The sequence below is a fragment of the Nocardioides pakistanensis genome (assembly GCF_054781215.1).
In genome coordinates, this window is record NZ_BAAGUV010000043.1 from 19,323 (window position 1) to 32,297 (window position 12,975).

Consider the following 12,975-nt stretch of genomic DNA (forward strand, 5'->3'; position numbering starts at 1 on the left):
CTCACCCCGACAGGTCCGTGGCCATGTCGGTCATGTCCGCGTTGCGTTCGCGGTGCAGCAGCGTGGCGACCGCGAACCCCATCGCCATCTCCAGGGTCATCGCGGCGATGATCACCATCAGCAGCACCTGCCCGCTGGGGTTGGGCGCGAGGAACCACCAGAAGCCGGCGGCCGCGAGGATGACCGAGTTGATCATGAGTTCCAGGCCCATCATCACCATCACCACGACCTGCTGGGAGATCGCGCCGTACAGCCCGACGCTGAAGATCCCGGCGGCAATCAGGAGGGTCGCCTCGAGCGTCATCGACCGACACCTCCCGCCTGGGGGTCGTCCGCGGGGCGCTGCCTCAAGTCGTCGCCGAACCGGTCGTAGCGGCTGCGATGCGCCGCGAGGACGACGCCGGCGACGATGGTGGCCACCATGACCGGGCTGATCACGGCCATCACCAGCATCTTCGGGCCCATCAGCGCCTCGCCGAGGGCGACCGTCACGTCCGGCGGTGGGCTGCCGCGGCGCTCGGGCCAGTCGATGACGAGGATGCCTGCGGCCAGCGTGAGGAACGTGGCGACAGCGACGCCAAGGGCCGCCCGGTTGCTGTGCACCATGCTCATCGGCATCAGCGCGGGGTTCATCCCCATGAACATCACCATGTAGACGGCCATGATCGCCATCTCCATGACCATCATCAGGATCGTCACCACGCCGACGTAGTTCTGCTGCAGGAAGAGCACCTGCAGGCCGACCGCGATGAAGGACAGCGCGAGGGCGTACGTCGCCCGGGCCATCGAGTCGACGTAGAACACCGCCGCACCGGCCAGCACCGCGACGGTCCCGAAGCCCCAGAAGGCGATGTCGAGCAGCACGGTCACGACCTCCCCACCATCACGACGGCAACGACGAGGTCCTGCAGCAGTACGGCCGGGAGCAGCAGCATCCAGCCCACCTCCATGAACGTGTCGGGCCGGAACGCGGGCACGCGCCGACGTAGCCAGACCAGGACCGCGAGCACCGCCACGGTCTTCACCAGGACCCACGCCCACGCCGGCAACACCGGGCCGGCGCCACCCCCGAGGAACATCGGCACCGCGAACGCGGCCCCGGCAGCCAGGAGCGCGTAGCGCCCGGTCTCGAAGACCAGACGGTCCACCCCCGACAGCTCCGCACGTGCCCCTCCGGCGACGTCCGCGCCGAGGGCCGGGGCGAAGGGTCCCCAGACCGAGAACGCCACGACGCCGAGCAGGTAGACCAGGAACGCCACCGGCATCCAGACCGCGAACCAGAGGTCGTTCTGAGCGGCTGCGACCACCCCGACGTTCAGGCTCTTCGCGGCGATCGCCGGGGCGACCAGGGCGAACATCAGCGGGAGCTCGTAGCCCAGCCCGTGCGCGAGGAACCGGTAGCCGCCCACCAGGGAGTGCGCGGAGTTCGCTCCCCATCCGGTGAGCCAGACCATCGCCCAGACCACCACGTCCATCGCGTTGAACCACATGACGCCGACGTCGAGGTCGAAGATCGTCCACTCCCCCAGCGGCACGACCGTGACCATCAGGGCGGCGGTGACGAGCAGCCCGGCGCCGCCGATGCGCCAGAGCAGGCTGTCGGACTCGACGGTCGTACGACGCCGCTGCCGCATCAACCGGGCGGCCTCCCCGAAGGGCCGGACCACACCGCCGGAGGCGCCGTTCGCCCGCGCGGCGAGTGCTCCGTCGAGGACTGCAGCGGCCACAGTCAGCGCACCGAGGATCGCCACCGCCAGGACCGCCCAGGCGGGTCCGACCGTCATGACGGCCGAGTCCGTCGCGCCCGACCCGGGCATCGGCATGGGCTCAGCCATGGGACATCTCGTGCTCGTTGTCTCCGGCGCTCAGGCCGTGGAGGTCGAGGCTCGCGACGACCAGACGCGCTGTGGCTACGTCCAGCCCGGTGACCAGGTGTGCCAGCCGGTCGGGCGAGGGGGTCCTGTGGCCGTCGCCCGTGTGCGGCTCGTCGCCGGTGGGCGCAGGCCTGTCGCCGGTCGCCGCGCGTTCGAGCATGCCAATCAACCGGTCGTAGGTGTCCCCGACCGCGTCGGCCGGCAGACCGAGGCGGTGGACGTCCTCCTCGCTCAGCGGGCGGACGCCGCGCAGCGACCAGCGCAACGTCCTGGAACGACGCACCCTGCCACGGAGTCGTTCGACCCGACCGGCCGTCGGTTCGCCATCGTCCCGGAGGGCGATGTCGCGGATGCGGCGCGCCTCAGCCGCGGCGTCGTCCCACCCGGCCAGCGCCAGGAGCGAGGCGAGGTTGTCCAGGCCGCGGGCGAGCGGCGCCGGTGCCTCCTCGCGAGGCGGCTCGCCGTCCAGGAGCTCGGCCCGCGCCTCCGTGACGACGTCACCCTGGAGAGCGCACCGGAGCACCAAACCGGCCGGCCAGTGCGGTAGCACGGGGCCGAGCCGGACCTGGAGCACGTCCATCTCGAGGCCGTCACGATCCTCACCACCCTCGGCGAGCGGGATCCCACCCGGAGCCATGTCCATGTCCCCGTGGTCCATGCCCTCGTGGCCGCCGCCGTGGTCCATGCCCTCGTGGCCGCCGCCGTGGTCCATGCCCTCGTGGCCGCCGCCGTGGTCCATGCCCTCGTGGCCGCCGCCGTGGTCCATGCCCTCGTGGCCCGTGTCCCCGTGAGCGCCCTCGCCGACCTCGCCCTCGCCGCTCTCGAGGAGCAGGTCAGCGGCCTCGGGACGGTGCCGCGCGTCGTGCCGGTGGTGGTCGGTGTCGAGCAGGACGCGGTGCGCCTCGTCGAGACAGGCGGCCACGTCGTCGTACGCCCGCACGTCGACGCGCACTCGCGGCCCGGGCATCTGGTGCCAAACCAGCTTGAACGCAGCGGCGAGCCCTGGCCCCGCCTCACCGCAAACGACGAGCACGTCGGCATCAGCCGGCGCGAACGCGAGGCTCCAGCCTCGAGCCAGTACCTCATGCTCGACCGCCGCCCGGGTGCGCCACCACCCCGGCACCTCGACCACGAGAACGTGCGCGTGTCGGGCGGCCGAACGCGCGACCATGTCGCTCAGACCCACCGCAGCGCCCCCTCCCGCCAAGCCCAGAACACGGCAACGAAAAGCGCGGCGAGGAAGAGGAACATCTCAACGACCGCGGTCGCGCCGACCTGCGCGACAACGACCGCCCAGGGGTACATGAAGAGCATTTCCACGTCGAAGGCGAGGAAGAGCAGCGTCGCCAGGTACCACCGCACGTGGTAGCGCGACAGTGCGTGCTGCTCGGGGACAGATCCCGAGTCGAACGGAAGTACCGTCAGCGCGTGCGGTGCCACCGCAGCAATCCGGTGCAACGCGTAGAGCCCGAGGACGAGCGCCGCAGCGGCGATCGCCGTCACGACCACCCCTGTGTACATGACACTCCTCTCCGGATCTCACGGTCACGGCCCGCTGCAGATACTGTCAGGGACTGGCCTCGAACTTGGGGACCGGACGCTGCTGGGCTTCGTCCTGCGTGGTAGCCGGGCCGTTCTTCTCGATGTCCTCGATGAGCCACTTCATCTCGTCGATCTCGATGCGCTGCGCCTTGATGATCTCGTCGGCGAGCTTGCGCACGCGCACGTCGCTGATCTGCGAACGTTCGCTGGTGAGGATGGCGATGGAGTGGTGCGGGATCATGCCCTTCATGTAGGCCTCGTCCTGCACGAAGGTCTGCGACCGCGAGAGCCACAAGGCGGTGCCGCCGACGACGAGGGCACCGACGATGATCGCGACGTTGATCTTGCGGTTCTTGTACATCATTCCCCACATGAAGCCGAGCATGATGATGGCCATCGCAGACCCCATGAGGATCGCCATGTAGACCCGTTCCTCGCTGAAGGTCATGTGGGACCAGGTGAAGGCGTTGGTGTAGGTGAGCAGGAACATCGTCACCGTCGAGGTGGTGATCATCCCCGCGAAGATGAGGTACATCTTCCGCTCGTGCTTCTTGTGCTGCTCGTGCTCGGACTGCTGGGGCTGGTTCGTCTGAGTGGTCATGCTCGAAGTCCTCTCCAAAACGTGGCGTGTTTGCACAGCCCTTCCTGAGACGTTGTGCCGCCGAGAGGAGGGGCGAGGGCTGCTGGTACAGCGGGCACGCCCGATGGCCCTGAACTGGGCGGCTCGCGTCAGGCCGATGTGGTTCGGCCAGGGACCGAAGGCATGCCGCCGTTACGTCCGGATGACCGGAGAGGAGGTCGGCGGCGACGGGGGTGGTGGAGACCACAGGCCGCCGCGACGCGGGGTCAGAGGGCGTGGGACTGCAATGACGGCTGGGTGACTACCCAGAAGGCTTCGCCTTTGGAGTAGCAGGCGCAGGAGCAGGGCTGCCGCGGCCAGCACCGCCAAACAGGCCCCGACGAGGTGCATCAGGTGCTGGGCCTCGGAACCGACTGGCATCGGCATTGCCGTGGCGGGTGCCACCTTGTGCACCCGTTCGAGGACGGCTCCCGATCCCGCGAGCGCGTTCGTGACCATGTCCGCGGCGACGGTCGACTCAGGTGCGCCCGCGGTCATCCCGACATGCAACGGGAAGGAGTTGCCGGTCAATGCCGCCAAGAGGAACGCCGCTGCCGCGAGCAGCGCAAGAAGCCGCCCCGACGGGGAGGCCGCAAAGCTCGAGCGCGCAGGTCCGGTGTCCATCACTCTGGCCCATACCCAGCACTCCGGGGCTCACACCTCACGACTCCAGTTAGGCGGCGACCGGTCGGACCGACTCGTTCGGCCTGAGCGGAGCACGCGGCCGGGACTTTGGTCCCGCCGATCTTCAGCGAACCTTCACCGGACCTCGCCGGGATCATCGTGCGCGCCGCCGACGCTGGTGGTGCAGACAGCGAACCGCGCACCCCAGGAGAGCCCCATGCCAAGCCACCCGCCGTCCCCCGAACCGAGCCGGATCACGGTCGTGGAGAGCGAGGCCTGCCACTTCTGCGAGGACGCGCAGCGGGCCCTCAGCGAGCTGGCCGCCAGGTATCCGCTGTCGGTGAATACGGTCGACGTGCGCAGTGAGACCGGGCAACGGCTCATGCAGGTCCACCGGGCGTCGATGAGCCCCCTGGTGCTCGTGGACGGTGACTTCTTCAGCCACGGCCGGCTCCCCCGCCGGAAGCTGGCGAAGCTCCTCGAGCAGCGACAGGGCCTCACCCACACCAGGGTGGGCTGAGCTCATGGGAGAGCTCCTTACCACCGGGTCGGTGCTGGCGGCGTTCTTCGCCGGCGGCGTCGCGCTCTTCGCGCCGTGCTGCATCGTGTTCCTCGCCCCCTCCTACATGGCGGTCGCGGTGAAGAACCGGCGCTGGCGGCTGCTGCCGCTGACGTTCGTGTTCGCAGCAGGGCTAGCGCTGGTGCTGGTCCCGATCACCCTCGGGATGAGCCTGGTCGCCTCGGCCATCGCCAACTACCACGCCCCGCTCTACTACGCCGGCGGCGTCCTCATGCTCGCCCTCGCGGCCCTGAGCCTGTCGGGGAGGATGATGAGCCTGCCATCCTTCCTGCGGGCACCCGACACCGCCCGCGGCGACTCCGCCAGCTTCTTCGCCCTCGGTGTGTTCTCCGGGATCGCCTCGAGCTGCTGCGCGCCCGTGCTCGTCGGCGTGATGGCGCTCTCGGCTCTGTCGGGTTCTGCGATCGGCGGGATCACCCTCGGACTGGCCTACACCTTCGGGATGGTCTTCCCCCTGTTCGTGATGGCGCTGCTGTGGGACCGCTACCGGCTCGGCGAGAGGAAGTTCCTCCGGGCCAAGCCGGTCAGGATCCGCCTCGCCGGCAAGATCCTGGCCACCAACACCGTCAACCTGGCCGTCGCCGCCGCGTTCGCGGTCATGGGCGGCTTCGTGATCTACCTGGCCAACACCGGCCAGATGACCGGCGGACCCGGGTTCCAGGTCGCCATGGGCAAGAACCTCGAACGGATCTTCACCCGGATCGAGGTCTGGACCGACCCCGTGCCCGAACCCCTCCTGGGCCTGGCCGTGCTCGCCCTGGCCGCCATCTTCGTCATCGCCAGCCTGCGCGACCGGCACGGCTCCAACACCACCGACCACGACCGCACGGATGCCTGCCACGGCACCACAGCCGACCAGACCAGCACCCACCGCCACTGAGGAGCGCCGCCGCATGTCCACCAAGACCGTCACCACCGAACGACGTGCACGCGCCGAGGCCGTCCTGGCACAGTCACACCGTGCCGAACAGCGGATGCGGCTGATCATCTGGGGCGTCGTCCTCGTGGCGCTCGCCGGGATCGTGGCCGCGATGCTGCTCACCTCCCAGCCGCAGTCCTCCTCTGAGATCCGCTCCGCGCCCGACTTCGCCCTCACCGACACCAGTGGGGTCGAGCACACCCTCGCTGACCACCGTGGGGAGAACGTGCTTCTCTACTTCAACGAGGGCGCCGGCTGCCAGTCCTGCATCGTGCAGATGGGCGAGATCGAGAAGCACGCGAAGGCGTTCGCTGCCGAGGACATCACCGTGCTGCCGGTCGTGATGAACACCCGCGAACAGATCCTCGCCGACATGGTGCTCAACGAGGTCAAGACCCCGTTCCTGCTCGACGACGGCACCGTCTCCGACGCCTACGGCACCCTCGGCAAGGGCATGCACGCCGGTCTTCCGGGCCACAGCTTCGTGCTCATCGACTCCGAGGGTCAGCAGCGGTGGTACGGCGAGTACCCCTCCATGTGGCTCGACCCCACCGAGCTCCTCGACGAGGTCCGCACCCGCCTCGGCGCCTGACCGGGACGCGGCGGTACATGAAGGTTCCGTGAAGGTTCCCCAGCGCCCTTGACGTGATACCCCGCGGGGGTATCGTCAGAACTGCCTCGACGGGCCCGAGATGGATCTCCCATGACGACCACACCCGGCTACATCACCGACAAGCAGGCTCTCCTGATCCGGCTCCGCCGCATCGAAGGCCAGGTCCGCGGCCTGCAACGTCAGGTGGAGAACGAGACCTACTGCGTGGAGATCCTCACCCAGGTCGCGGCCGCCACCAAGGCACTCGAGAGCGTCGCCTTGATGCTGCTGGACCAGCACCTGCAGCACTGCCTGACCCACGCCGCCGATCCGACCGAACGCGACCAGAAGCTCACCGAGGCGAGCCGGGCGATCGCCCGGCTCGTCCACTCCTGACCTATCCACCACATGCACGAGGAGAAGAAGTGATGGACAACCCCGACACGGTCCGCAGCCTCGAGCTGCTCGACAACAGCACCGAGACCGGCGGCTGCGGATGTGGCGGCTGCGGCTGCGGCAGCACCGACACGGCCACACCCGACACGGACATCGAGGAGAGCCAGGTCGACAACGACCAGACCACGCAGAGCTTTGCGGTGACCGGAATGACCTGCGGTCACTGCGCCAGCTCGGTGACCAGCGAGCTGAAAGCCCTCAGCGGCGTCACCGACGTACAGGTGGACCTGGTCGCCGGGGGCACCTCCACGGTGACCGTCACCAGTCAGGCCCCACTCGAAGCGTCCCAGGTCGTCGCCGCGCTCGACGAGGCCGGCGACTATCAGCTCGCCTGACGTCGGCAGCCACCCACGGCACACACCCCGGCGAGTCGTGGCCCCGGCCGCACACCCTGTCGGCCAACGAGAGGGAGCCGATGACACAGCACACCACCGCAGCGAGGACCCCCCTGGAACCACGATCAAGCGTCGACCCGAGCCGGCGTCGGCCTGACTTCTTTTGTGATCACCGGCCCCCACCTCAAGGAAGCATCAGATGAGCCGCCACGACGAGCAGTACTTACCCGACGGGCGCGGGGACAGCAGCGCGTCGACCGCGGTGCTCGAGCTGTCGGGGGTCCACTGGGCCAGCAGCAAGAACGTCGCCGAGGCAGTGCTGGGTCGGCGACCCGGCGTCCTGGCGGTGGAGGCCAACCCCGTCTCCCAGACCGCGAACGTGACCTACGACCCGGCGAAGACCGACCTGATCCAGCTGAGCGACTGGGTGCGCGAGTGCGGCTACCACTGCGAAGGGCAGTCGGTGCCGGAACACATCTGCGACCCGATGGCTGAGCCCCCCGCTGGCCACGGGACCGGACAAGCACCCGTAGCCTCACCGCACGAAGCGATGGGGCACGGCGGTCACCCCGCGATGTCGATGGACGACATGGTCCGCGACATGCGCAACCGGTTCCTCCTCGCCGCGCTGCTGTCGATACCCATCCTGCTCTGGTCGCCCATCGGGCGTGAGGTCATCGGGTTCGAGACGCCCGCGCCGTTCGGACTCCGCGACGACGTGTTCAGCCTGCTGCTGTCCCTGCCGGTCATCTTCTACTCGGCCTGGATCTTCTTCGACGGTGCCTGGCGCGCACTGCGCGCCCGGACGCTCGACATGATGGTCCTCGTCGCGGTCGCGGTCAGCGCCGGCTGGCTCTACTCCCTCGGGGTCACCCTCACCGGCGGCGGCGAGGTGTTCTACGAGGCCGCCACCGTGCTCACCGCGTTCGTGCTACTCGGCCACTGGTTCGAGATGCGCGCCCGCGGTGGCGCCAACGACGCCATCCGCACGCTGCTCAACCTGGCGCCACCGCAGGCGCTCGTCATCCGGAACGGCGAGCCCGCCGAGATTGCCACTGCCGAGGTCGTCGTCGGCGACCTGCTCCTGGTCCGCCCCGGCACCAAGATCGCCACCGACGGAGTCGTCGAGGAAGGCGAGTCCGAGGTTGACGAGTCCATGGTCACCGGCGAGAGCCTGCCGGTGCACAAGGCACCCGGTGACCAGGTCACCGGAGCCACCGTCAACATCAACGGCACCTTGCGGGTGCGCGCGACAAGGTGGGCGCCGACACCGCGCTCGCGCAGATCGTGGCGCTGGTGCAGCAGGCGCAGAACTCCAAGGCCCCCGGGCAGCGCCTGGCCGACCGGGCGGCGTTCTGGCTGGTTTTCGTTGCCCTCATCGGCGGGGTCGGCACCTTCCTGGTGTGGCTGGCGGTCGGCGCCAGCGTGCAGACCGCGCTGCTGTTCGCGATCACCGTCGTCGTCATCACCTGCCCCGACGCCCTCGGCCTCGCCACGCCGACCGCGATCATGGTCGGCTCCGGCCTCGGCGCCAAACGCGGCATCCTGTTCAAGAACGCCACCGCCCTCGAGACCTCGGCGCGCATCGACACCGCCGTGATGGACAAGACCGGCACCCTCACCAAGGGCGAACCCCAAGTCACCGACATAGTCGTCGACCGGATCGACCAGGACCGGCTGCTCGCCCTAGCAGCCGCGGTCGAACGTGAATCCGAGCACCCCCTGGCCCAGGCAATCGCGCGCTACGCCGAAGACCACGGCGTCCCTGCACTCCGAGCGAGCGGCTTCCGCAACGTCGCCGGCCACGGAGCCATCTCCGACGTCGACGGGCACCGGGTCGCCATCGGCAACCGACGGCTGATGGACGCCGAAGGCATCCAGCTCGGCTCGATCGCCGACCGACGCGAGGACCTCGCCGCCGGTGGACGCACCGCCGTCCTCGTCGCCGTCGACGGGCGGGCTGTCGGCGTCCTCGGCATTGCTGACGCCGTCCGCGAGACCTCCGCCGCAGCCGTCGCCGCCCTGCACGCCGCCGGCGTGGAGGTCGTCATGCTCACCGGCGACAACCAGGCCACCGCCCAGCGGATCGCGGACGAGCTCGGCATTGACACCGTCATCGCCGAGGTGCTGCCCCAGGACAAGTCCTCCAAGGTGACCGAGCTCCAGCAGGGAGGCAAGCGCGTCGCCATGGTCGGTGACGGCGTGAACGACGCACCCGCCCTCGCCGCCGCCGACATCGGGATCGCGATCGGCACCGGCACCGACGTCGCCATCGAGACCGCCGACGTCGTCCTCATGCGCTCTGACCCGCTCGACGTACCGACCGCTCTCACGATCGGCCGCGGCACGCTGCGCAAGATGCGACAGAACCTCGGCTGGGCGGTCGGCTACAACGCCATCGCCCTGCCCATCGCCGCCGGCGTCTTCGAACCGGCCTTCGGTCTCGTCCTCCGCCCCGAGATCGCGGCGCTGTCCATGTCCGGCTCCAGCTTCCTCGTCGCAGTCAACGCCCTGCTGCTCAAACGACTCCACCTGCCTACCCCACCCCCGCACCCCGAGCCCGCTCCGAAGCGGAAGCTGCAGCCAGCCTGAGCACCACGGCTCTCAACACCCATCGTCGGGTCGGGCGCACGACTCCGCGCAGCGCGACGCACTAGCCCCGTCACCACATACCTCGAAGGAGAACCGACATGACCCGCAAGACACTCGCCCTCGCAGCTCTCGTCCTGGCTGCACTGCTCAGCCTCGCCGCCTGCGGCGGCGACGACGGCAACCCCGGAGTATCGAGCGACGACAGCAGCGCCGGAGCTGCGAATGCCGACTTCAATGACGCCGATGTCGCCTTCGCGACCCAGATGATCCCCCACCATCAACAAGCCGTCGAGATGGCCGAGCTCGCCGCGGACAGGGCGGAGAACCCCGAGGTGCGGCAACTCGCCGAGGACATCGCGGGTGCGCAAGAACCCGAGATCCAGACGATGACCCAGTGGCTCGAGGACTGGGGGCAAGAGAGCCCGTCGGGCTCCATGGACCACGGCGACATGGGACACGGTGACTCAGGTGAGATGCCCGGGATGATGGACGAGAGCGAGATGACCCGGCTGGAGGAATCCGGCGGCACAGCCTTCGACCAGATGTTCGTCCAGATGATGACCGAACACCACGAAGGTGCAATCGAGATGGCTCGCGACGAACAAGCGAACGGCAAGAACGCCGAAGCAGTAGCCCTGGCCAAGAAGATCGCGAGCGACCAGCAAGCCGAGATCGCGAAGATGAAAGGCTTCTGACGTCCGCGACGAGAGGGATAGTCAGACTCGATCGGGCGCTGCCCACGGTGCTGGTGGAGCCAGACCAGGTCGCCCCTCCGGCAAGCAACGGCGCCAGAGCTCTTGCCCTAGGCCATGGGGTTTACGACCAGTAAACGTCCAACGAAGGCGGGCCGCTCCCCCGCGCTCATCGGCTGCCGTTTGCCCAGGTGAGCGGCCGAATGCGTGGGCAAACCTCATGACGTAACGACGCCGTCACGTACGTCAAATGACAAACCGGCACTGACTTGCGTTTCCGCAGGTCAGAGCCGGTTTTTTGGTCGGGCTGACAGGATTTGAACCTGCGACCCCTTGTCCGGGACCAACACCTTTGCGACTCCTTGCTCCAGTCGGCCCACATGTGCGCTGACCTGCGCAAACGCTCTCAGCCGACCTTGCTTTGCTTTGCGCTCGTCAGCCGGCGTTCGAGCCGTTCTACACGAGTAAACGGCCAAAAAGTTGCACACGCTTCGAATCTCGTCCCTGCAGCCCGTCGACCTCGCACTCGCCAGGGTTCTGTAGGCGTTCTCGCCGACCACTCGTGGACTCCGACACGAACGCCGCTGTGTCCCCGGACTCGGTACGCAACAATCGTGTTCATGCCTAGCGAGTCGCTCCGCGATGCCCGCGATCACTTCAGCGAAGTGATCGACCGCGTCGACCAGGAGCACGAGCGGGTCACGATCACCCGCAACGGCCGCGCCGTAGCCGTCATCCTGAGTCCGGACGATCTCGCCGAGCTCGAAGAGACCCTCGCCGTACTCAGCGACCCCGACGCCCTGGCCGACATCCGTGAAGCCCATGCCGCCTACGCTGCCGGCGACGTCGTCCGCGGAGTCGACGCCGCCCGCGCCCTGCAGTAACCGATGGCCCTACGAGCCGGTCCTGACCCCACCCCCGAAAGAGGCCATCCAGACCAGGCGCCCCGAACCGATCCAGCAGCCGCGGCCGAGCTCCGCGTGTGGGATCACGGCAGGAATCAGGAGGCGAGCTGGTCCTGCAGGTCCGCGGCGCTGCGGTAGAAGCGGTTCGGGATCTCCAGGAGGGCGTGGATGACCGCGGGTGGCGCCCACCGGTTGTTGGCCTCGCGCAGCAGTGCGTCGCGGTTGGCCCACGACGACCCGAAAGCGCCCACGACGTAGGCGCTGATCTCCTCCGGGCTGACCTGGCTCGACACCGACGCTCTCCCTCTTCGTGCGTGACCTTGAGCCATCAACTCTACCGCAACGGAAGGTCATGCGTTTGGGGTTCTCCTCGTTCCACGTCGCATCATGGACCGGTGACCACCTCCAGCACCGACAGCGGGACCGTGCACGATCGGGCCTACCGGCGCCATCAACTGTGGACGCTGGCGCTGGCCACCGTGGCGTTCGCCGCCTCGGCGCCCGGACAGTCCTTCTTGATCTCGGTGTTCGTCGACGACCTCCTCCTCGACACCGGCCTTTCTCGCACGACGTTCTCGGCCCTGTACGCCGGCGGGACGGTCGTCTCGGCGATGGCGATGGTGGGGGTCGGGCGGCTCATCGACCGGCGGGGGTTGCGAGCGGCGTGGTTCGTGGTGTCCCTGGGTCTGGTGGCGGCTGCGGTACTGGCGAGTGTGGCCGTGGGCGCGGTGACGGTCTTCGTGGCCGTGGCGCTGCTACGGACCTCCGGCCAGGGCTCCCTTCCGCTACTCGGGACCCTGTTGGTGGCCGCGAGCTTCGAACGGCGCCGCGCCCGAGCGATGGCACTGGCCCACCTGGGCGTCACCGGCGCCTCGATCCTGCTGCCACCCTTGGTCGCCTGGCTGATCGTGACCACCGACTGGCGCACGGCTTACCGCGTGCTCGCACTGGCGATCGCAGTGCTGGTGGTTCCCTTGGGCGCGTTGGTGCGTATTGGGCCTCCGCGACAGCCGGCCGCGACAGCCGACACCTCGACGACGGTCGTGGCAACGCCGGCGATGCGGTCGACCCGCCGCGGCCGCAGCGTGCCTACACCCACCACGGTCAGACTGCTGCTGGTGATGGCTGCGCCCCCGCTGATCGGGACCGCGGTGACCCTGCACGCGATCTCGATCCTGGGTCCTGCATCTCTGCTTGAGTGCAGTTGGCGCTCAGCCGCCGATCAGTTCCTTGAGCGGGTGAGGG

16 protein-coding genes and 1 pseudogene are annotated in these 12,975 nt (G+C 68.7%); 9 read left to right on the forward strand and 8 right to left on the reverse strand.

What is annotated here, in order from left to right; genetic code table 11:
• Position 1 precedes the first annotated feature (1 nt).
• Genes ACYVIH_RS15885 through ACYVIH_RS15910 form a run of 6 tightly spaced genes read right to left on the reverse strand, consistent with a single transcriptional unit; the run spans position 2 to position 4,017 of the window.
• Positions 2-304 (reverse strand): NADH-quinone oxidoreductase subunit NuoK, encoded by a 303-nt coding sequence (locus ACYVIH_RS15885; RefSeq protein WP_460870454.1) that lies wholly within the window; start codon positions 302-304, stop codon positions 2-4.
• Positions 301-870: an NADH-quinone oxidoreductase subunit J gene (locus tag ACYVIH_RS15890; protein WP_460870455.1), complete on the reverse strand. Its 570-nt coding sequence runs from the start codon at positions 868-870 to the stop codon at positions 301-303. Before ACYVIH_RS15890 ends, ACYVIH_RS15885 begins: the two co-directional genes overlap by 4 nt.
• The gene (locus tag ACYVIH_RS15895; RefSeq protein WP_460870456.1) at positions 867-1,835 is read right to left on the reverse strand and encodes a complex I subunit 1 family protein; all 969 of its coding nucleotides are present in this window, start codon (positions 1,833-1,835) and stop codon (positions 867-869) included. Before ACYVIH_RS15895 ends, ACYVIH_RS15890 begins: the two co-directional genes overlap by 4 nt.
• On the reverse strand, positions 1,828-3,060 hold the full coding sequence (locus tag ACYVIH_RS15900) for a hypothetical protein (RefSeq protein WP_460870457.1): 1,233 nt from the start codon (positions 3,058-3,060) through the stop codon (positions 1,828-1,830). Before ACYVIH_RS15900 ends, ACYVIH_RS15895 begins: the two co-directional genes overlap by 8 nt.
• Positions 3,051-3,395, reverse strand: a complete 345-nt coding sequence (locus ACYVIH_RS15905; protein ID WP_460870458.1) for an NADH-quinone oxidoreductase subunit A — start codon at positions 3,393-3,395, stop codon at positions 3,051-3,053. The genes ACYVIH_RS15900 and ACYVIH_RS15905 overlap by 10 nt, the downstream gene beginning before the upstream one ends.
• A gap of 46 nt (positions 3,396-3,441) precedes the next feature.
• A complete protein-coding gene (locus ACYVIH_RS15910; protein WP_460870459.1) occupies positions 3,442-4,017 on the reverse strand; it encodes a DUF305 domain-containing protein in 576 nt (191 codons plus the stop codon).
• Positions 4,018-4,876: 859 nt separating this feature from the next.
• Between ACYVIH_RS15910 and ACYVIH_RS15915 the strand changes: the two genes are divergently transcribed.
• The 5 genes from ACYVIH_RS15915 (at position 4,877) to ACYVIH_RS15935 (ending at position 7,541) form a co-directional block, all read left to right on the forward strand.
• Positions 4,877-5,179 (forward strand): glutaredoxin, encoded by a 303-nt coding sequence (locus ACYVIH_RS15915; protein WP_460870460.1) that lies wholly within the window; start codon positions 4,877-4,879, stop codon positions 5,177-5,179.
• Between the two features lie 4 nt (positions 5,180-5,183).
• Positions 5,184-6,119 carry a cytochrome c biogenesis CcdA family protein gene (locus ACYVIH_RS15920; protein WP_460870461.1) on the forward strand — a complete coding sequence of 312 codons (936 nt, stop codon included), beginning with the start codon at positions 5,184-5,186 and terminating at the stop codon, positions 6,117-6,119.
• A gap of 13 nt (positions 6,120-6,132) precedes the next feature.
• On the forward strand, positions 6,133-6,750 hold the full coding sequence (locus ACYVIH_RS15925; RefSeq protein WP_460870462.1) for a peroxiredoxin family protein: 618 nt from the start codon (positions 6,133-6,135) through the stop codon (positions 6,748-6,750).
• Positions 6,751-6,861: 111 nt separating this feature from the next.
• Positions 6,862-7,146 carry a metal-sensitive transcriptional regulator gene (locus tag ACYVIH_RS15930; RefSeq protein WP_460870463.1) on the forward strand — a complete coding sequence of 95 codons (285 nt, stop codon included), beginning with the start codon at positions 6,862-6,864 and terminating at the stop codon, positions 7,144-7,146.
• Positions 7,147-7,178: 32 nt separating this feature from the next.
• A complete protein-coding gene (locus ACYVIH_RS15935; RefSeq protein ID WP_460870464.1) occupies positions 7,179-7,541 on the forward strand; it encodes a heavy-metal-associated domain-containing protein in 363 nt (120 codons plus the stop codon).
• A gap of 195 nt (positions 7,542-7,736) precedes the next feature.
• On the opposite strand, the gene ACYVIH_RS15940 is transcribed toward ACYVIH_RS15935, so the two are convergent.
• Positions 7,737-7,898 (reverse strand): hypothetical protein, encoded by a 162-nt coding sequence (locus tag ACYVIH_RS15940; RefSeq protein WP_460870465.1) that lies wholly within the window; start codon positions 7,896-7,898, stop codon positions 7,737-7,739.
• Between ACYVIH_RS15940 and ACYVIH_RS15945 the strand changes: the two are divergent.
• The 3 genes and pseudogenes from ACYVIH_RS15945 to ACYVIH_RS15955 form a co-directional block, all read left to right on the forward strand.
• Positions 7,827-10,130: pseudogene (locus ACYVIH_RS15945) on the forward strand (heavy metal translocating P-type ATPase); the annotation flags it as partial. The gene ACYVIH_RS15940 and the pseudogene ACYVIH_RS15945 sit on opposite strands and share 72 nt — an antisense overlap.
• A 101-nt stretch (positions 10,131-10,231) precedes the next feature.
• Positions 10,232-10,828, forward strand: coding sequence for a DUF305 domain-containing protein (locus tag ACYVIH_RS15950; protein ID WP_460870466.1), 597 nt, complete (start codon positions 10,232-10,234; stop codon positions 10,826-10,828).
• Between the two features lie 617 nt (positions 10,829-11,445).
• On the forward strand, positions 11,446-11,709 hold the full coding sequence (locus ACYVIH_RS15955; protein WP_460870467.1) for a type II toxin-antitoxin system Phd/YefM family antitoxin: 264 nt from the start codon (positions 11,446-11,448) through the stop codon (positions 11,707-11,709).
• Positions 11,710-11,825: 116 nt separating this feature from the next.
• Here the strand turns inward: ACYVIH_RS15955 and ACYVIH_RS15960 are convergent, their stop codons facing one another.
• On the reverse strand, positions 11,826-12,023 hold the full coding sequence (locus ACYVIH_RS15960; RefSeq protein WP_460870468.1) for a DUF2795 domain-containing protein: 198 nt from the start codon (positions 12,021-12,023) through the stop codon (positions 11,826-11,828).
• A gap of 132 nt (positions 12,024-12,155) precedes the next feature.
• On the opposite strand from ACYVIH_RS15960, the gene ACYVIH_RS15965 reads away from it, so the two are divergent.
• Positions 12,156-12,975, forward strand: an 820-nt coding sequence (locus ACYVIH_RS15965; protein WP_460870469.1) for an MFS transporter, incomplete at its 3' end; no start/stop codon positions are given.